Below are 19,360 nucleotides of genomic sequence, written 5' to 3' on the forward strand. Positions count from 1 at the left end.
ATATTCATGGAAAACAACGAACAGTATTATATCGATTTTGACAAGCTTTTTGAGAACTACGCCGATAAGTATTATACAGAGCACGAGGACGAGTATGACTCGCCGGACGATTTCGCGCGCGACCTCGACAAGATCTATCACGCTTGGGCGACCTCGCCGCAAGAAGTATTAGGCGGCATTTCTCCGTCGGAGTTTTTCAATCGTATTCCCACGTACGAGCTTATAGATATTCTTAAAGGCGCGTGTGCAGGCGATAACAATCCCAACTCGCTACTGTTCGACCGAATAGCCGACGAGCCGATATTAAAGGACGAACTTATCGAGCTTGCGCTGTCGGCGACTGACGAAAAGCTGCTTTTAGTCACGCTTAGTCTTATAGGCGAGCTCGGCGGGGCTTACGACGAGTTTTATATGGATATGCTCGAACGCGATATCGACGCCGACGTCAAGGACGAGTGCGTGGAGTATTTGAGTGATCGCGCGGACGAGGTCAAAGAAAAGCTCTTATCGCGCGCGGAAAAGGCGGACGACGTTGGGCTGATGGAAATGTACGCCGAGCCGCTTACGTTCTGTGAAGAGGGCGATGACCGAATTTTGGCGTTGCTTAGAAATATCTTGGCCGCAGATCCGGACATGATAGAATATACTGCGGCGCTAATGGGGCGGTACGGCGACGACCGCGCTTGTGCCGATCTTTATCCACTTCTCGATACCTGCAATTACGCGCAGTTCATCGAGATACGTAATGCAATAGAACAGCTCGGCGGCACTGTCGACGCGCGCTATCGCGATTTTACCGACGATCCTACGTATATCGCGCTTAAAAATAAGAGAGGTTCTGATTAAGTTAGTGCGGCAATCTTGCTGCCGATTTGTGCGATACGTGCCACAATATAACATGCTCGTAGCGCCGCTACGAGCGTAACATATTGTGTTCGCCTCGCGCAAATCGTCTGCGCAATCCTGCTCGCACCACATAATCATCACCTCTCAATCGTGGAGAATAATATTTCGGGTTAAGAAAATAAATATTATTATGTCAAAAAAAATCACGCTGAACGACGTTAAGAATAACGAGGAATTCAAGTGCCTTATAGAAGCGAGCAACGAGAGCTTGAAGGTGCTTGGGTACACTGAGCACGGTATAAGGCACGTGGGGTACGTGTCCAAAACCACGGCTAATATTTTGAGTACGCTCGATTACGACGAGCGGATAGTGGAGCTCGGTGCGATCGCGGGCTGGATACACGATATAGGCAACGCCATTAACCGCAAGCATCACGGGCTTACGGGCTCGGTGCTCGCGTACGATATTCTTTTGCGCATGGGAATGTCGGCATGCGAGGCGGCGCAGATAATAGCCGCTATCGGCAATCACGAGGAGGAGAACGGCACGCCCGTCAACCCTATATCCGCCGCGCTTATTCTTGCCGACAAGTCCGATGCGCACCGCTCGCGCGTGCGGCGCGAAACCGCCGACAGAAAGGATATTCACGACCGCGTGAACCTGTCTATTAAGAAGAACTACCTTGCTATCGATAAGCAGAAAAAGACGATACGGCTCGTTATCCAAATGGACAACACGTCGGCGACGATGGAGTATTTGCAAATCTATCTTTCGCGCATGGTGCTGTCTGAGAAGGCGGCGGCGTTCCTCGGGTATTGGTTCGAGCTCGTTATCAACGGTAACGTTATTAACCGCCGCAAGCCCATAGCCGCGCTGCACCCGCAAGCGGGCGAGACCGAGGTGTCTGAGGATTAGTTACTTCTTTTGTAAAAGAAGTAACCAAGAAAACTTTATTGGTGTGTGTGTACTTAGTGGGAATAGTTTTGATACACCCAATTAATTACTTAGCGTTATAAATTTCTTTACGCCATTTGTTTTAAAATAAGCAAAAAAAAAGCCGTATCGATAATCTCTTTCGATACGGCTTTTTATATTTTTAATCAAAACAACCCCGATATAAAGATAGCCATGATCGCGCCGACCGCAAACGATATGACGTTGGCGCAAAATGTGTAAAGTACGCAGTAGCCGTTAGAGTATTCGGGTTGGCGCATTTTACGTAAGGTCAGACAATAAACGACGGACTCTACGATAAATACCCCTAGCTCCAAAGGAATATACCATATAAGCGCCCATAACCCGTTGTAGAAGTTCAAAACGTTTAATGCAATATTCAACGCGATTTGCGTTACGGTATTTACGCCGAGTATAGTCAGTATTTCCTTTTTGGAACGTAGCTTGAACATCCAAGCTATGCCCAATTCAATCAGTATGGTAAGTATTATCCGTACGATAAGCCAGGCTATTTCTTTGCCGTATTGATAATTGACTTCTACGGGTAGCGTTTGCTCTACTTCATCGAGTCCGTTCGACATATCGACCGAATAATAACTGTGAAAAGCGTATTTTTCTATCACGCCGCTCACTTGGAACGAGTCGGTATCGGGGTAGTACAAAAGTATTTTAAACGGAGAGGGCGGATAGTACGTCCACGCTAACTCTTTGCTTTCGTCAACCCGCCAATGCCACTGTAAATAAAAGTAGCCGTCCTCGTCCTCGTAACCGACGAACGCACGCCAAACGGATAGGTTATCGTCGTTGCACCAAATATGATTTTCGTCGCCGTCCCACGCGGAAGCGGGACCTGTGCTTTCGTATTTGGATAACAGTGTGCCGTAACACAGTCTGTCGTCCATGTTTTTGAACTCTATTACAACGCTCGGCTTAGGACCCGTATCGGCGTGTACCGACGGCACGAGCAGCGCGCACGAAAAGGCGAGCAGTGCGATCAGTATTAATAATATTATTCGTTTCGAGTTAATCTTCGTCATAATAGGAAGCGGGCACGAGTTTTTGGGCTTTCTTAACCAACTCAGCAAACTCCGCTTTGAATTGATCGGTCTTTACGCATATAAGATCGTTAAGGCGGGTGAGAACGCTTTCCAGGCTTGCGTTAGCTTTATACTCGGACTTTCTTAATATCAACCCGAACTCGGTCACGCAGCCTATAAATACGCAGTCCTCGTTTGACGTTGCAGTTATATCCTCGGCGTTTAGAACGTATTTTACGGACATATTCTCGTCCGTGTCGGGCTTTTTGTATTTGATTTCGGTGGAAGCTACTTCGCCCTCGGCGTCGCCAATGAGCTTTACTTCGTATAGGGCGGTAACGTTATGACCCGAACCGATTTCGCCCGTGTCCTTGGTTTCGTCCTCGAACTCCTCTTGCGAAAGGATCTTGCTTTCGTAGCCGATAAGCCTGTATTTTTCCACTGCGTCGGCATTGAAGGTAACGCCTATCTTAGCGTCCTTGGCTACAACTTTGAGCGTGCCGCCAAGCTCTTTTACGAGCACCTTTTGCGCTTCCGCCACTGTGTCGAGATAGGCGTAATTGCCGTTGCCGTTTTCGGAGAGCGTTTTCATAGTGACGTCGTTGGTATTGTACATACCCACGCCGAGCACCGAGAGATAAATACCGCTGTCGCGCTTGGTCGTAATAAGCTTTTCCAAATCCTTCTTGTTGGACGGACCTACGTTAAAGTCGCCGTCGGTCGCGATGATAACGCGGTTGTTCGAGCCTTCCGTCATGTAGTCCTGCGCCACCTCGTAGGCGAGTTGAAGTCCGCCCGCGCCGTTCGTAGAGCCGCTCGCTTTAAGATCGAAAAGCGCGTTTACTATCTTGGCTTTTTCGTTGCCCGACGCGCCGCGCAACGCAACCGACGTTCCGCTCGCATACGTAACGATCGAAACGGTGTCCTTTTCGTCGAGTTCTTCTACGAGCAGCTTGAACGATTGCTGTATAAGCCCCAAACGGTCGTCGCCGTACATTGAGCCGGACGTGTCTACAAGCAGCACGATATTATGGCTGACGTCGCTCACGTCCACTTCTTCCGCCGCGACGGTAACCGTCATCAGCTTGTTTTCTTCGTTCCACGGACAATCGAAAATATTCCCGCCCACGGATATATCTTCGCCCTCGTTAGGACGGGCATAGTCGTAGTCGAAGTAGTTTATATATTCCTCTAAACGCACGCTCGTGGGCGAGGGAAGATTCCCGCCGTTTATTTGCTTGCGCATGAGCGAGTACGCCGCGGTATTTCTATCAAGCGAGAAATAGGAGTTTGGTGCGGTCGCCGCGTTGAAAAATCCATTCTCGGTTATTTCTTCGTATTTGTAATCGAGGAGCGGTTCGCCGAGCTCGAAATCACCGTCCATCAATATGCCGCCCGGCGCGGGGGCGCCGGAATTATCCCATTCTCCGTAACCGCCGTTTGCGCCGCAAGCGACAAGTGGTAGGGTGAACGACAGAGCGAGCGCGGCAGATAATAATTTATTAATATGTTTTTTCATAATTTTTTCTCCTTTTTGTCTCATTACAATTACAACACAGCGTTTTCGCTCTTTGTCCCACGTTTATAAAAAATAATTAAATAAATTTTGCGCGCCGTCGGTGTTCCCCATAGTCGAAACGTAGTAGTGAATATCGTAGTCGGTTATATACGCCATCGTCATATATTCGCCGTCTTGATAGCTTTCCGCATAGCTTATGCGGCGGTCGCTTTTCATGAGATAACCGTATTGCTCGGCAAGGTCGGTTCGTTTATACCCGTCGCGCTCGGCGATAACGCTTATTTCGATATTGCCTTTATCGGTAGATACGCCGAATACCGCCTTTACGTAGGCTAGGGTATTGCTTTCCTTAATATAACAGTTATAATAGTTTTCGGAATAAACCTCGTAGCCCGCGTTTTCTATCCGCGAAATATCGATAAAGTCGCTAATATCGCTCCGTGTCGTTTTTGTCGCGCGCACTTCGCCGATCGTGTACGACACTGCGGACGGAGTTGCGGGCGAAGCGTCGCTTGGACCGTTCTCTTCGTTAGTCGCTCCGTCGTTATTCCCCGTAAACAGTCCCGGCAAAACGCTGAACGCAAATACAGCCACTGCCGCCGCTGCGGCGAGTGAGCCGAATATAACGCCGTACCGCAAAGCAGGCTTTTGCTTTTTCTCGTTTTTGCGCACGAGCTCGTCTCGCGCTTTTTGCGCAAGATCGGTGCGAGGTTGAAGGTCGTTTGCGTATTCATCAAACAGCCCGTTAAGTTGTTCGTCTTTTTCGTTCATTCTTTATTACAACCGTTTACTCAGTGATTTTGTCCCGCAAGATATTCGCGCATTTTCGCTTCTGCGGCGGTGACCGTGCGGGCGATGGTCGATTTGGACTTATTTAGGCTTTTCGCGCTGTCGCGGACGGTAAAGTCCATAAAGTATTTTTGGTATATGACCCGACGTTCAAACGGGGAGAGCACGCTCATGGCGTTCTTTACCGTAAAGGTCGAAGTAGCATAGTCGGATAGGTCTCCGTCGTCCGCTAGGTCGAAGAACTCGTCTATATCGAGCGTCTGCTTGGTTCTATCGCTCCGTAGAATATTAAGCGCGGTGTTTTGCACTATCTTGCATATCCAGGCGTAGCCGTTGGTGTCGGGGCGAAATTTCTTCGCGTTCTCGATGATCTTTATAAAGCTGTCCTGAACCGCGTCCTCGGCTTTGTGCTTGTCGTTTAGCACCGACCGCGCGACCGACAGCATTCTGGCAGACAAAAGACGGGCGAGCTCGTCCAATGCTTGAACCTCGCCGCCTGCGATCCGCGCTATAAGCCCGTTGACTTTTTGTCTTTCATGGTCGGTCATGCGTATAATTATATATTCTTAATAGTTTCTTGTCAATAGGTTAAGTCATACGCACGGCGAGGTTTTGCATACAATAGACCATGTTTAAGTCGTTTTTGCGTGCAATGTCGGTCGCTATGCTGATCGTCGGCACCGTGATCGGCGCGGGGTTTGCGTCGGGTAAAGAGGTGGTGGCGTTCTTCGGCGCGGTGCCGAACGTGTTCACCGCGCTCATTACAGGCGTGCTCGTGTTTATGTGCTCGACGTTGTTTTTGTTCGTGGGCAGGCGCGTGAAAAAGACGGACACGGGCGAGGTCAACGGCGAGGTGTTCGGTAAGCTCAGACCGCTTGCCGATATTTTTATGCTGTTCAATTCGGTGACGGTACTCGGCGCAATGCTCGCGGGCGTAGACAGCCTTGCCGCCGAGTTCATAGATATTCGGCCCGTAGCCTCGATAGTCGTGGGGCTGCTGTGTGCCGTCGTCGCCGTGCGCGGGATAAACGGCGTAATAAAAGCCAATGCGGTGCTCGTTCCTATAATGGTAGTGTTTTTGTGCGTGTGCTCGGTGCTTGCGATCGACTTTCCGCTCAAAGCCCAGTCGGGCGGAATAAACGTATATAATGTATTGCTGTACGTTTCCATGAACATGATTTTGGGCGGCGGGGTGCTCACCACCGTGCATAAGCTTTCACCGCGTGAGATAATACTTTCGTCGGCGGTAGCGTCGGTAGTTATAGCGGGGCTGCTCTTGTGCATTATGGGCGCGCTGCAATCGACCTCGGCGGCAAAGGCGGATATGCCCATGCTCTTGATCGCGCTCAAAAGCGGGCGAGCGACTTATTTTATAGGTCTGCCCGTGATAGCCGCTTCCATATTCACAACCATGCTCGCGGCGTTCAAATCGGTGTACGACTACGTGCTCGGGATATTCAAGTATAAAATCGTCGCGGCGGGGGTAGTGCTTATCGCGGGGCTTGTCGTCGGCGCGTTCGGATTTTCGGCGGTCGTCGAAACGTTGTACCCCGTGACGGGCATACTCGGTATGCTGTACCTCGCTTGCAATCTTTGGTATTTGATACGCACCCGTGTTAAACGCAAGGTGAAAACCAAGGCGAAACGCGTTCGAAGCAAACTTACTAAAAAACGAGCCGACGTATCGGTTTGACAACATAACCGTAACTTGATATAATAAATTTATGGATAAGTTTTCGAGAACGGAATTAATGTTCGGTAAAGCCGCTATGGATAAGCTGAAAAGCTCGCGCGTCGCCGTGTTCGGCGTGGGCGGGGTCGGCGGCTATACCGTGGAAGCGCTTGCGCGTTCGGGCGTGGGCGCGCTCGATCTTATCGACAACGACAAGGTAAGTATCACCAATATCAACCGCCAGATCATAGCTACGACCTCTACGGTGGGTAGGTATAAAGTGGACGTCGCCGCAGAGCGTGTTCTTGACATAAACCCCGACTGTAAGGTCAAGACCTATAAAACATTTTATATGCCGGACACCGCTTGTCAATTCGACTTTGCCGAGTACGATTATATCGTCGACGCTATCGATACGGTCACGGGCAAACTCACTATTATTGAGAATGCTGCGCGTTGCGGCACGCCCGTGATCAGTTCCATGGGGGCGGGGAACAAGGTCGACCCCACGGCTTTCGAGGTTGCCGATATATATAAAACCTCGGTATGTCCGCTCGCAAAAGTCATACGCCGCGAGCTCAAAAAGCGGGGTATCGAACGCCTTAAAGTTGTTTACAGCAAGGAAGAACCGTTAAAGCCTTTATCTGTTTGTGATGAGGAAGTCGGCGCGCGCCGCGAAATCCCTGCGAGCAATGCGTTCGTGCCGTCGGCGGTCGGGCTGATAATTGCGGGCGAAGTGATTAAGGACCTGATCGGGTACAATAAAAGCGAATAAAAGGACGGATATATTCTATGCCGAATTACAAAACCATACTCGACCTTGTGGGCAACACTCCGCTGGTGGAAGCGGTAGGTTACGAGAAGAAATACGGGCTGGGTGCGACCCTGCTCGTTAAGCTCGAATATTTCAATCCCGCGGGCTCGGTCAAGGATCGAGTAGCCAAAGCAATGATAGAGGACGCCGAGAAAAGCGGTAGGCTCAAAAAGGGTGCGACCATAATCGAGCCGACGAGCGGAAACACGGGTATAGGGCTTGCGGCGGTTGCGTCGGCAAAAGGGTATAAGCTTATCATCACCATGCCCGAAACCATGAGCATTGAGCGCAGAAAGCTGATAAAAGCGTACGGCGCGGAAATAGTTTTGACGGAAGGCGCAAAAGGTATGAAGGGCGCGATAGAAAAAGCGAACGAACTTGCCGAAACCATTCCCGATTCGTTTATTTGCGGACAGTTTGTAAACCCCGCTAACCCCGCCGCGCATATAGCCACTACGGGTCCCGAAATTTGGCGCGACACCGACGGTAAGGTGGATATACTCGTCGCGGGCGTGGGAACGGGCGGAACGATCACGGGCACAGGAGCATATCTTAAAAGCAAAAATAAGGATATAAAGGTAGTTGCGGTCGAGCCGAAAGGATCGCCGGTGCTGTCGACGGGAGTCGCGGGCGCGCACAAGATACAGGGTATCGGCGCGGGGTTCATTCCCGAAGTTCTCGATACGAAAATTTACGACGAGATCATAACGGTGGAAAACGAAGCGGCGTTCGAAACGACGAAAACGTTTGCTAAGGAAGACGGCATACTCGTCGGCATTTCGTCGGGTTCGGCGCTGTGGGCGGCGGCAGAGCTCGCTAAACGCCCCGAGAACAAGGGTAAAACGATAGTCGCAATTCTTCCCGACACGGGCGAGCGGTATCTTTCCACTCCGCTGTTCGATGATTGATGATAATATGCACTATAACAGTTTACTTGTTTTTCTGTGAGTGATATGATATAATTACTGTACGATAAACGCCGATCTAGCGGAGAAAGACTATGGAAGATAATAAAAAATCAATATTTCCCGTTAATGCCGACAGTAAATATGCAGTCATAATATTTTTCATTGCGCTAATGTTGATCGTCGGGTTGACGTTTTCGCTTTGGGGAATATGGCTGATCGATATATATGCGGTAAGAATATGCCTTACATTGCTCGTGACTGCTGCATTTGCGGTAGTCGCTGCTGTTGCTATGAAGCTGACGGGACAGGGAAGCAAGCTACTGCCCACTAAACATAGATTGTGGCTGCAAATCCTGATCGGGCTTGCGATTGCCGTTGTGTTGTGTTTTGTGATGGGAATAGTTCCTATTCTATGCGGCACAAGCATAATCGGTTCTCATACCGAACCGTCCGCAGGTTTTTTGGCAATTTCCGCCGTACAAGATATTCTTTTTGTGGGCGTGTGCGAGGAAATTGTATTCCGCGGATACGTACAAAATCAGTTTGAAATTTGGTTAAAAAAATGTAAATGGCTTGCTCCGTTGATTGCCGCCGTTTTATTCGGGCTGTGGCATATAATTAACGGTAGTCTGATTCAAGTGCTTTTCACAACTCTTGTCGGTTGCGTATTCGGGTACTTAAAATATTTTATAAAAGACTGCTCGCTGTTGTCTGTCATCATCGGACACGGACTATATGATTTTTCCATAGTGCTTTTGACTTGCTTTATGTTATAACGTCAAATCTAAATTAAACTTTTATTACTTAATTACGCGTATCAAAACGGCTCTCGAACAAAAGTGTTCGAGAGCCGTTTATCATTGTTTGTTTTTAATTCGATATGGGAAGTGCGCTTAAAGTCACGCCTTTTATCAATATTCGCGCCGACCGACGAGAACGTTCAAATCTTCATTAAAGTAGTCTGCTATTTTGCAAAGGTTTTCAAGCCCGATTTCGCGTTGTCCCAAAATATATCGACTTAACGTTTGTTGGGGTATACCTATATTTTTAGCGACCGAGGTTATACTGTTTTCGCCAATCAAATATTTGAGATTGGCGGCGAATTTTTCCATGTACATTTTTATGTTCTCCTTATTGGAGTTTGCCTTTTTTAAGTATTTTACACCGATTGGTGTAAAATACTTGACTTACACCAAACGGTGTGATATGATTATTGCAAATCAACTAATCGGAGGTGATTATGGAAGAACAGGAAAGAAAAAGGGCTGTGAAAATTTGTTTTGTAATAATGATTATTTCGCCTATATTAGCTGCATCTTGTTTTATATTGTTACTGAAATTACCAAAAGATAGTGAAATGATTCCTCCTTTGATATGTGGTATACTTAGCTTTATAGTATCTACTTTTGCAACTGGCGCGGCTGCGCATAAGTATGCGGACAATGTGAATGGTGCTAAGTGGGAAAAGGTTATACATTTTTTTACGTATTTGCCGTATGGTATTATTGTCGTAATCTTCTTTATTCCTTTTATTCTTTTTATTGTAGCCAAACACAGTGTGAAATCACAAGGTACGGTTACAACAAATAATGACGATGAGGATAAAAAAATAACTATTTTTTATGAGGGTAGAGAAAAAAATTTGATTTTCTTCGAACGTGGTTTATATTATAATGCTTATAAAGGTAATGATTGTAGCCATCCTTATTATGGTCAACCTTATTTGCGTTATGTCGAACGAAGCGATGGGGGATGGACGATTGGCTATTGGCTGTCTTTTAACGGTGGTAAGACGTTTGTCAAAGAGGATGAATTTAATCCGTATACATATAAAAATTGAATACAGCACAATGCAATCGTTCGTGCGGAAATTGTATGATAAAACCCCATTGACTTAGCCAACGGGGTTTTACGTTTACTCCACGTGGTACTTCTTTTTGGCTATTCGTTCTATTCCCGCTACGGCGAGGTACATGACGGTTGCAAGCATACAGAGAATTACGGTGCTTGCCATAACGAGGTCCATTTTGAAAACCTGACTGCCGTAGATTATGAGGTAGCCGAGTCCCGCCGTCGATACAAGGTATTCGCCCATGATAGTGCCGACCCACGCAAGCCCGACGTTTATTTTGAGCATATTGACTATTGCGGGAACGTTGGCGGGAAGTATTAGCTTGGTTAAGATCTGCCACTTGTTCGCGCCCATTGATTGAAGCAAAAGTATCTTGCCTTCGTCCACCGACATGAACGCGTTGAGCATACTTATCACCGTCACGATTATGCAGATGAGCACGGTCATGACGATTATCGCTTGCGCGCCCGCGCCCACCCAAATAATGATGATAGGACCGAGCGCGATCTTGGGTAGGGCGTTTAGCACTACGATATACGGTTCGAGCACCTTGCGCAGTTTTGTAAACCGCCATAACGCTACGGCTATCAGTACGCCCAGCCCGCTAGCCGCGATAAAGCCGACTATACATTCCAAGAGCGTATACGCTATGTGCTTGAATAGCTCGCTCGGTTGCAGGGTCGAGAGTATTTTGATTATGCGCGACGGGCTGGACATTATAAAGCTGTCTATCCAGCCTAGCGCCGTCGCAAGCTCCCAAATCCCCAAAAATGCCGCGAGCACGCCTATTTGAAGGCACAGCACGGTAACTTTGTCTACGCGCCGCGCATGTAAATATTTCTGTCGCGGCGTTTTGACGCTACTCATTCGACAGGGAAGTCGTTTGTTTATCTTCATGTTTTGCTCCTTGTATTAGTAGGGCGGTTGATTATTGAACAGGTACCGACGCTTGAATTTCGTCCTTGTTCTCTTTGCCGTCTTTACGGCTCATCGAAGCTTTTATCTTGTCGATTGCAAGCCTCGTAACGTCGTAAATGAATATGCCGGTATCTTTAAACAACGTTACCGCGTCGGTAAGTATTTGCTTGCCCGTTACGCGCGGCGTTTTTTCTTCGTTCATGATTACCTCCTTTTAAAAATTAGTGATTACGCATTTATCTCGTGCCACACCTTATCGAACCAGTACGAAAAGCGCGGGTTTTCTCTGCGTTTAAGCGGGGTAGGCGCGTCTATATCGATATCGAAAATCGCTTTTACGGTCGCGGGGCGGTTTGTAAGAACGACTATTCGATCCGCCATTGACACGGCTTCCGCTATGTCGTGGGTGACGAGCACCGCCGTTTTCTTCTCGTTCTTGATGATCGAATGAACGTCGTCGCATACCGTCATGCGCGTTTGGAAATCGACCGCAGAGAACGGTTCGTCGAGTAGCAGCAGCCGCGGGCTGAACGCGAGCGTGCGTATGAGCGCGGCGCGCTGCCGCATACCGCCCGAAAGCTGGGTAGGGAACGCCGACTTAAAATCTTTCAGCCCGTACTTGTCGAGCATACCGAGCGCGTATTCTCGGGTTTGTTCGTTCAGCTTTTTTTGTATGGTCAGCCCGAGCAGTACGTTGGCTTCTATCGTACGCCACTCGAAAAGGTTGTCGCGTTGGAGCATATACCCGACGTTGCCGTGCGCTACGTTTATAGGCTCGCCGTCTATCGTAACGCTGCCGTTTGTCGGTTTGAGCAGTCCCGCGATCATGGAAAGCAGAGTAGTCTTGCCGCAGCCCGACGGACCGACGAGGGCAATAAACTCACCCTCGTCGACCGTGAGCGTCAGGTCGCTGACTGCCTGCGTTTCGCCCTGCTCGGTCTGGTATATAACGTCAACGTGGTTGATGTCGAGCAGTGCCATGGTTATAGCCCGAGCTCTTTTACAAGCTCATTGGCGATAGTGTTATCGACGGCGGCCGAGTAGTCGGCGCGAGAAGAAAGAGTGCCGGCGTTTTCCATGATGTCTTGGAGTCTGTTAAAGTCTTCCTCGGCGAGAACGGGCGTAGTCGACCATGCGTTTATGCTGAGATAGCTCTTTACCGCCGCGGCGATAGAGGTTTCGCTCGTGCCCGCGAACGACGCGGTAAGCGATTTTGCGACGACCTCGGGCGTGTTGTCTTTCATGAATTTGTAGCCGTTAAGGACGGCGCGAAGGAAGGCTTTTGCGGTATCGTTGTTCTTGCTGAGCCACGACTTTTGCGCCGAGAACGCGGTATACGGCACTGCGCCCGAAGCTTCGCCGACGGAAGCTACGATATAGCCCTTGCCGAGCGCAACGTATTCGGATGCGGTCGGTTCGAACATGGTTGTGTACGCGATAGACGGGTCTGACTCGAACGTGCCGACCATGGCGTCGAACGCAACCGACGTGTCGAACAGCTCGCCGTTGCTCGTATCTACGCCGTTCTGGTTAAGCACCCATTGCAGGGTCATTGCGGGTACACCGCCCGCGCGACCTGCGAGGATATGCTTGCCTTCGAGATTTTTCCAATCGAAATCGGGTTCTGGATTGCGCCCGACGAGGAACGAGCCGTCGCGCATGGTGAGCTGCCCGAAAATAACGGGGTAGTCGCGCTGTCCCTCTACGTGGCAGTAAATGGTAGCTTCGGGACCCATAAGCCCGATTTCGGCGGAACCGGAAATGACGGACGTCATGACCTTGTCTGCGCCGCCGCCGTTAGAGAGCTTGATATCGATATTCTCGTCCTCGAAATAGCCGTTATTTATGGCTATGTACAGCGGAGCGTAGAATATGGAGTGGGTGACTTCGCTTAAACGGATAGTCGTTTTGCCGTCGTTTCCGCACGCCGCGAGCGCGGTCGGCAAGAGCATGAGCGCAAAAGCGGTGAGTAGAGCTGTTATTTTCTTCATATAGTCCTCCTTGGGTGACTTTTTCTATATTCCAGTCTATGCGACCTTGTATGGGGGAGTGATAGCGAATTATGGGAATAATGGCGTAAAGAAATAACGAAACGAACTTATTCGGGTGCAACGACGTAATAACGGCTTAGTAAATACACAACATTAAAAGTTTTTTTGCTTACTTATTTTCAAAGAAGTAAGTTGACAAGCAGTTTAATATGTGCTATCATGATTGCAGAAGGAGTAGTTATGGCAACAAAGAAGAATGCTTGCGAGCTTTGCGGACTTCCCGACGACAGCTATACGATAGAGGAAAACGGTAAGGTATTCCATGTATGTAAGCTGTGCCACGACGGTTTTGTTGAAACCAGTGGCGAGCAGCCTGCCGACGTTATGGTGCCTGACGATTTCGGACTCGACGCCTTGAAAGAGGTTCCGCAGAGCGGCGGTGACGGCAAGGTCGCTACATTATCGCCCGAGGAAATGGAAAAGCTGTTGAGGCCGAGCAGTGCAGAACGCAGAAGGCTGTACGCATCGCTTAAAAAAGCGGCTAAGAGCGAGAAAGAATTGCTTGCGTCAGATACGGAAAGCTTGAAGAGCGAGCTTGTCGTGGAAAAAGAGGCAATAGAGGAGGAGCGCCGTTTGCAAGCGCAAATCCGCGAAAAAGCAATGCAAGCCGCGCAGAGCGCCGCAGTAGAACCGAACGGCGACGCGCTCGGCGGCAAGATCGACAACGCGACAGAGGAGGCAATGAGTAAACTCATGGGAATAAAGAGCCCGTCCGAAAAAGATCAGGACGAAATAGAAAACAACATCAAGGCACAGCGCGCAGAAGAAAAGCGCATCGCTCAGCGTGAAAAAGCGCAGCGCGAAGCCAACCCCACCATAGACGACGACCGCATAACGATCACCAGCCCGGAAGTCGAGCTTGAAAAAGACAGTCGCCCCAAGACCAACTTTGATGCGGCTACTGCCGAATATGTCGGCTCCGTAAGGTTTTACGAGGCGTTTAAGTTTGTTATGCACCCGGTTGTGTACGCGATTTTCGCAGGGCTTGTCGTGCTTGCGGTCGCAACGGTGTTCATGATAACTCTTACTTGGAAGGAGTCGTTGATAGACTTATTTGCCGGTGCCGGCGCGGTGGCGGTAGGGTTCTTGCTCGTTTGGTACATGAAGCGCAGGTTCGTCACTGACAAGCGTACGGTGCTTCTCAGAATACGCCAAGAGCAGATTGCGTTTCAGAGCATCGTTACTCCGTGCTATCGTGAGCTCAAAACCAAGTACCCGATTATAAAAGCACTCGGCTGGCTCTTGACAAGACTTTCCGTAATTGTTCCCGTTTTAGTCATAGTGGGCGGAACGATTGCCGCAGTCGTATTCTCATTCTTGCAGTTCTGGTGGTTGCTCGGACCTGTCATGGTCGCCGCAACTGTGGGCGCAACACTCATGTATTACATCTTGAAGTTCTGGGCGGACTTTGTCAGCTACAAGCTCGACGCAGAGCGCAATCAGCAGATTATCGAGCAAACGCTCCTCGACCTGCTCTCCAAAAAGAAATAACACCGATAAAGCCGTGTCGAGCATGACACGGTTTTTTATTGCAGATCCTTCGGAGGGTAAAAAATCGCTCAGAATGACAAGTGTTAACTGTCATTAAGTTCATACTAAACACTAAAGGTTTCTTGGTTACTTCCTTGAAAAGAAGTAATAAGTATTTGCTATTTAATTAAATGTGTGTTAAAATGTTACTATAAGGAGTGTGCTTTGAGTTATGGACAAGACCTACGAACCGAAAAGCTTCGAGAGCCGAATATACAAACGCTGGGTAGACAATAAGTGCTTCGAGCCCAGACCCGGCAAAACCAAAAAGAAATTTTCTATCGTCCAGCCGCCGCCTAATATTACGGGGCAGCTGCACGTAGGGCATTCCATGAACGTGACTATCCCCGACGCTATCGTGCGGTTCAAGCGCATGAAAGGGTACGAAACGCTGTGGCTGCCCGGTATAGACCACGCCTCGATCGCAACCGAGGTCAAGGTCGTTGAAAAAATGCGCGAGGAGGGCTTGTCGAAACCGGACGTAGGACGCGACGGCTTTTTGGAGCGTGCCTGGGACTGGAAAAACAAGTACGGCAACCGTATCGTAGAACAGCTTAAAAAAATGGGCGTCAGTCTCGACTGGTCGCGCATGGCGTTCACCATGGACGAAAAGTGCAGTCGTGCGGTGCGCGAGGTGTTCGTTTCGCTTTACGAGCAGGGCTTTATCTATCGCGGCGACCGCATCTCCAACTGGTGCGCGGGCTGCAAAACGGCTATATCGGACGCCGAGGTTGAGTTCGAAACCGAGCACAGCCATTTGTGGCATATCAAATACCCGTTTAAGGACGGCAGCGGCTTTATAACGGTCGCGACGACCCGCCCCGAAACAATGTTCGGTGATACCGCGGTCGCAGTCAGCCCCAAGGACAAGCGTTATGCGGGCATGGAAGGGAAATTATTGGTGCTTCCGCTCGTAGGGCGCGAGATCCCCATCGTTTACGACGAATACGTAGAAGCCGATTTCGGTACGGGCGCGGTCAAGATCACGCCTGCGCACGATCCCAACGACTTTGAGGTAGGCGCGCGCCATAACCTGGAAATAATCAAGGTCATGAACGACGACGGCACTATGAATGCGTATGCCGGAAAATACGAGGGCATGACACGCGAACAGTGCCGCGCCGCCGCCGTTAAAGACTTGCAGGCGCAGGGCTATATCGAAAAAATCGAGGACTACACGCACAACGTAGGGCATTGCTCGCGCTGCGACGAAACTATCGAGCCGATGGTGTCCAAGCAGTGGTTCGTCCGCATGAAAGAGCTTGCCGCGCCCGCGATCAAGGCGGTCAAGGACGGCGAAACGGTCTTTATTCCCAAACGCTTCGAAAAGACCTACTTCAATTGGATGAACAATATCCGCGACTGGTGCATATCCCGTCAGTTGTGGTGGGGACACCGCATACCTGTGTTCTATTGCGACGGCTGCGGCAAGGAGCTTGCAAGCCGCGAGGATATAGAGGTTTGTCCGCACTGCGGCGGAAAGCTTCGCCAGGACGAGGACGTGCTTGATACCTGGTTCTCGTCGGCGCTGTGGCCGTTCTCAACCATGGGCTGGCCGGACGAAACCGAGGATATGAAAAAGTACTATCCCACCGACTTGCTCGTGACCGCATACGATATAATACCGCTGTGGGTGTCGCGCATGATATTCACCGCGCTCAAATTCACGGGCAAAGCGCCGTTTAGCGAGGTGTATATACACGGCATAGTTCGCGACGGCATGGGGCGCAAAATGAGTAAGTCGCTCGGCAACGGCGTCGACCCGTTGGAGGTTATAGACACCGCGGGCGCGGACGCGCTTAGGTTCTCGCTCGTCAACGGCGTAGCGCGCGGCGGCGACGTCAATTTCTCCGAAACAACGCTCACGACCTACCGTAATTTCATGAACAAGCTGTTCAATGCGGCAAAGTTCGTTATCGGCGCGTGCGCAAACGGCTACGAGCAAAAGCCCAAGGCGATAACCGTTCCCGACGGCTGGCTTATCGGTAAGCTCAACGCGCTTATCGGCACGGTCAATAACTCGATGAATAAGTACGACGTAGGTCACGCCGCCGAAGCATTATATAACTTTATTTGGGACGAGTTCTGCGATTGGTATATCGAGTTCGCCAAAGTCCAGCTGAAAGGCGAGTACGCCAAAAACACGGCGGGGCTTTTGCGGTACGCGCTCGAAGTGCTGTTAAAGCTCGTTCACCCGATAATTCCGTTTATCACGACCGAGATCTACGACAGTCTGCCGGGTGCGGAAGGCGAACTCATGCTGACTTCGTTCCCCACCAAAAAACGCGGCGATTACGACGGAGATATCAAGCTTGCCGAGCGGCTCAAAGATTGCGTGCGCGCGGTACGTAACCTCAAACAAACGAACACGGCAGTCGCCAAAACGCCCGAGGTATTCTGCGAAGGCGACGACAAGCTGTGCGCGCTCTTGGTCGATTATCTTCCCACGCTCGCCAAAACGGCGGACGTCAATACGGGTACGGCGGACAACGCGGCGCTCATCGCGCTTGACGGCGTTAAGATTTTCGTTCCGCTCGCCGATACGCAAAAGGAAAAGGACAGGCTCAACAAAGAACTCGAAAAATGCAAGTCTGAGCTTGCTCTTGCGCAGTCCAAGCTCAATAACCAGGGCTTCTGCCAAAAAGCGCCGCAAAAGCTAATCGACGCCGAGCGCGAAAAGGTCAAGAACTACACCGAACGCATTAAAGCGCTCGAAGAAAAGTTGAGGTAAGTAGGGGATTTTGCGCATACGCTCAGAATGACGAAAAGAGTAGTGCGGCAAAACAAACTCTAACTATAAATGCAAGGTTTTCTTGCCTACTTCTTTCCAAAAAGAAGTAGGGAAAAGTATTTACTTTTAATTAGTTATATTGTATAATAATATTTACCCCCGAAAAAACAGAACGGAGAAAGGTATTGGAACAGTCCGAAGAGGAATTGCTGAATAAACTTATTGTGTTGTTCGTTTTCGATAAAATGGACATAGCGCTCGATTATAACACCATCATCAACATTTGCTATATGCAAAACGGATGGATGCAGCCGCTGTACTGCATGGACGCTATCGACAAGCTCGCAAAAGCGAATTTCATACACAAGGTCGAGCGCGGGCGTGAAAAGCTTTACACAATGACGCCCGACGGTCGGGCTTGCCTTGCAAACTTCTATTCGCGCATTCCCGAACACCTCAGACAGGAAATAAGCGACTACGTAAAAGAAAACCGTATGTCGTATAAGCGCAGCCAGGAATATATGCATACTTATTATAAGAATAAGGACGGCACCTATACCGTGTGGCTGCGCGTAGTCGAGCCGTCTGCAACGCTTTTGGACATTAAGTTCGTAGTCGCAAACAACAAAACGGCTAAATATATCCATAACAATTGGGAAAAGAAAGCGGCGAATATATACTTATTGCTACACGACCAACTTACGGAATGAGCGCGTATACATCGGCGTATACTTCGTCAGCCGTCGTACCGCCCTCGGTCATTTACGTGGGTGTAAACTCCCGTCGGTCGGCACTCGGACTTCCTTGTCTACGTCGCGTCTCCGCACTCATTCGTATTCATAGGTAATTCTAAGAGGTGATTATGTACTCATATAAAACGAAAGGAACGTGCTCGGTCGAAATTCAGTTCGACGTGCAGGACGATATTGTAACGGCGTGCAAGTTCGTGCGCGGCTGTGCGGGCAATACTCAGGGCGTAGCCAAACTCGCCGTGGGCATGAAGGTCGACGACGTTATTTCTCGGCTGGACGGTATACAGTGCCGCAACGGTACTTCGTGTCCCGATCAGCTCGCGCGTGCGCTCAAACAGTATAAGGCGGAAGCGGGCAAGTAACTAAGCTTATGAGCACCAAGCGTATTGCATCGATCGCGGTGTTTACCGCGCTAATAACGATAGGCGGGCTGATATCTATTCCCGTGCCGTTTACGCAGGTCGAACTGTCCTTTCAGGTCGTGTTCGTCGTTATGGCGGGCATCATGCTCGGCGGCAGGGACGGCGCGCTCGCTGTCTTGGTGTATATCGCTATGGGACTTTTCGGTCTGCCCGTGTTTACGCGCGGCGGGGGGCTTAGCTACGTAGTCATGCCGTCGTTCGGGTATCTTCTGGGCTTCCCGATAGGCGCGTTCGTGGCAGGCGTGCTTTGCAAAAAACTCAAAACGGTAACGCGCGGTAAGGTGTTTTTGAGCGCGCTCGTTGCCATGATACCAATTTACGCGCTCGGCATAACGTATCAGGTGCTTATAGTTTACTATTATATAGGAAGCGGCTGGGCGGCGGCGATAGGCGGTATACCGTCGGTGCTTGTCCTCGGCTTAAAGGACGCGGTGCTTTGCGGGTTTACGGCGTGTCTGTATCCGTCGCTGAATAGGGCGTTGCGCCATAGAACTACATATAAATGATCACGAACCGACGAGGCATAAACGCTTTCGTCGGTTTTTGTCGATTTTGCACAAATTA

General features: G+C 49.8%; 20 protein-coding genes and 1 pseudogene. 12 read left to right on the plus strand and 9 right to left on the minus strand.

All coding sequences use genetic code 11. From position 1 onward, the window contains the following. Positions 1–6 precede the first annotated feature (6 nt). Together HDT28_02785 and HDT28_02790 are read left to right on the plus strand one after the other, a co-directional pair. Positions 7–846, plus strand: coding sequence for a hypothetical protein (locus HDT28_02785; GenBank protein ID MBD5131508.1), 840 nt, complete (start codon positions 7–9; stop codon positions 844–846). A 190-nt stretch (positions 847–1,036) separates the two neighbouring features. Then, a pseudogene (locus tag HDT28_02790) lies at positions 1,037–1,687 on the plus strand (phosphohydrolase). 260 nt (positions 1,688–1,947) lie between these two features. Here HDT28_02790 and HDT28_02795 read toward each other — a convergent pair. The 4 genes from HDT28_02795 to HDT28_02810 all read right to left on the minus strand — a co-directional run bounded on the left by HDT28_02795 (position 1,948) and on the right by HDT28_02810 (position 5,694). Further along, positions 1,948–2,838 (minus strand): hypothetical protein, encoded by an 891-nt coding sequence (locus tag HDT28_02795; GenBank protein MBD5131509.1) that lies wholly within the window; start codon positions 2,836–2,838, stop codon positions 1,948–1,950. After that, positions 2,825–4,357, minus strand: coding sequence for a DUF3520 domain-containing protein (locus tag HDT28_02800; GenBank protein ID MBD5131510.1), 1,533 nt, complete (start codon positions 4,355–4,357; stop codon positions 2,825–2,827). Before HDT28_02800 ends, HDT28_02795 begins: the two co-directional genes overlap by 14 nt. Positions 4,358–4,420: 63 nt before the next feature. Next, entirely contained in the window at positions 4,421–5,128 is a 708-nt protein-coding gene (locus HDT28_02805; GenBank protein ID MBD5131511.1) for a hypothetical protein, read from the minus strand. A 20-nt stretch (positions 5,129–5,148) separates the two neighbouring features. Beyond that, positions 5,149–5,694 carry a sigma-70 family RNA polymerase sigma factor gene (locus HDT28_02810; GenBank protein ID MBD5131512.1) on the minus strand — a complete coding sequence of 182 codons (546 nt, stop codon included), beginning with the start codon at positions 5,692–5,694 and terminating at the stop codon, positions 5,149–5,151. An 80-nt stretch (positions 5,695–5,774) separates the two neighbouring features. On the opposite strand from HDT28_02810, the gene HDT28_02815 reads away from it, so the two are divergent. The 4 genes from HDT28_02815 to HDT28_02830 all read left to right on the plus strand — a co-directional run bounded on the left by HDT28_02815 (position 5,775) and on the right by HDT28_02830 (position 9,316). Further along, entirely contained in the window at positions 5,775–6,839 is a 1,065-nt protein-coding gene (locus tag HDT28_02815) for a hypothetical protein (GenBank protein MBD5131513.1), read from the plus strand. A gap of 31 nt (positions 6,840–6,870) precedes the next feature. Further along, on the plus strand, positions 6,871–7,593 hold the full coding sequence (locus HDT28_02820; protein ID MBD5131514.1) for a tRNA threonylcarbamoyladenosine dehydratase: 723 nt from the start codon (positions 6,871–6,873) through the stop codon (positions 7,591–7,593). A 17-nt stretch (positions 7,594–7,610) separates the two neighbouring features. Next, positions 7,611–8,540: a cysteine synthase A gene (gene cysK / locus HDT28_02825; GenBank protein MBD5131515.1), complete on the plus strand. Its 930-nt coding sequence runs from the start codon at positions 7,611–7,613 to the stop codon at positions 8,538–8,540. A 92-nt stretch (positions 8,541–8,632) separates the two neighbouring features. Continuing rightward, positions 8,633–9,316 carry a CPBP family intramembrane metalloprotease gene (locus tag HDT28_02830; GenBank protein ID MBD5131516.1) on the plus strand — a complete coding sequence of 228 codons (684 nt, stop codon included), beginning with the start codon at positions 8,633–8,635 and terminating at the stop codon, positions 9,314–9,316. A 135-nt stretch (positions 9,317–9,451) separates the two neighbouring features. Here the strand turns inward: HDT28_02830 and HDT28_02835 are convergent, their stop codons facing one another. Next, a complete protein-coding gene (locus tag HDT28_02835) occupies positions 9,452–9,658 on the minus strand; it encodes a helix-turn-helix transcriptional regulator (protein MBD5131517.1) in 207 nt (68 codons plus the stop codon). 122 nt (positions 9,659–9,780) lie between these two features. Here HDT28_02835 and HDT28_02840 point away from each other — a divergent pair, with 122 nt between their 5' ends. After that, positions 9,781–10,380, plus strand: coding sequence for a hypothetical protein (locus HDT28_02840; GenBank protein ID MBD5131518.1), 600 nt, complete (start codon positions 9,781–9,783; stop codon positions 10,378–10,380). A gap of 75 nt (positions 10,381–10,455) precedes the next feature. Here the strand turns inward: HDT28_02840 and HDT28_02845 are convergent, their stop codons facing one another. From HDT28_02845 to HDT28_02860, 4 genes are all read right to left on the minus strand, one after another. Then, a complete protein-coding gene (locus HDT28_02845; protein ID MBD5131519.1) occupies positions 10,456–11,259 on the minus strand; it encodes an ABC transporter permease in 804 nt (267 codons plus the stop codon). A 61-nt stretch (positions 11,260–11,320) separates the two neighbouring features. Next, positions 11,321–11,512, minus strand: a complete 192-nt coding sequence (locus tag HDT28_02850; protein ID MBD5131520.1) for a hypothetical protein — start codon at positions 11,510–11,512, stop codon at positions 11,321–11,323. A gap of 26 nt (positions 11,513–11,538) precedes the next feature. After that, a complete protein-coding gene (locus tag HDT28_02855) occupies positions 11,539–12,291 on the minus strand; it encodes an ABC transporter ATP-binding protein (protein MBD5131521.1) in 753 nt (250 codons plus the stop codon). A 2-nt stretch (positions 12,292–12,293) separates the two neighbouring features. Beyond that, positions 12,294–13,301 carry an ABC transporter substrate-binding protein gene (locus HDT28_02860; GenBank protein ID MBD5131522.1) on the minus strand — a complete coding sequence of 336 codons (1,008 nt, stop codon included), beginning with the start codon at positions 13,299–13,301 and terminating at the stop codon, positions 12,294–12,296. Positions 13,302–13,541: 240 nt separating this feature from the next. Between HDT28_02860 and HDT28_02865 the strand changes: the two genes are divergently transcribed. The 5 genes from HDT28_02865 (at position 13,542) to HDT28_02885 (ending at position 19,302) form a co-directional block, all read left to right on the plus strand. Further along, entirely contained in the window at positions 13,542–14,852 is a 1,311-nt protein-coding gene (locus HDT28_02865) for a hypothetical protein (GenBank protein MBD5131523.1), read from the plus strand. Positions 14,853–15,063: 211 nt separating this feature from the next. Continuing rightward, positions 15,064–17,622: a valine--tRNA ligase gene (locus tag HDT28_02870; GenBank protein MBD5131524.1), complete on the plus strand. Its 2,559-nt coding sequence runs from the start codon at positions 15,064–15,066 to the stop codon at positions 17,620–17,622. A 185-nt stretch (positions 17,623–17,807) separates the two neighbouring features. Further along, complete coding sequence (locus HDT28_02875; protein MBD5131525.1) at positions 17,808–18,332, plus strand: DUF4364 family protein; 525 nt, start codon at positions 17,808–17,810, stop codon at positions 18,330–18,332. Between the two features lie 152 nt (positions 18,333–18,484). After that, on the plus strand, positions 18,485–18,736 hold the full coding sequence (locus tag HDT28_02880) for a TIGR03905 family TSCPD domain-containing protein (protein ID MBD5131526.1): 252 nt from the start codon (positions 18,485–18,487) through the stop codon (positions 18,734–18,736). An 8-nt stretch (positions 18,737–18,744) separates the two neighbouring features. Further along, positions 18,745–19,302 (plus strand): biotin transporter BioY, encoded by a 558-nt coding sequence (locus HDT28_02885; protein ID MBD5131527.1) that lies wholly within the window; start codon positions 18,745–18,747, stop codon positions 19,300–19,302. Positions 19,303–19,360: the final 58 nt, after the last annotated feature.

This window comes from Clostridiales bacterium (assembly GCA_014799665.1).
GTDB lineage: Bacteria > Bacillota > Clostridia > Christensenellales > Pumilibacteraceae > Anaerocaecibacter.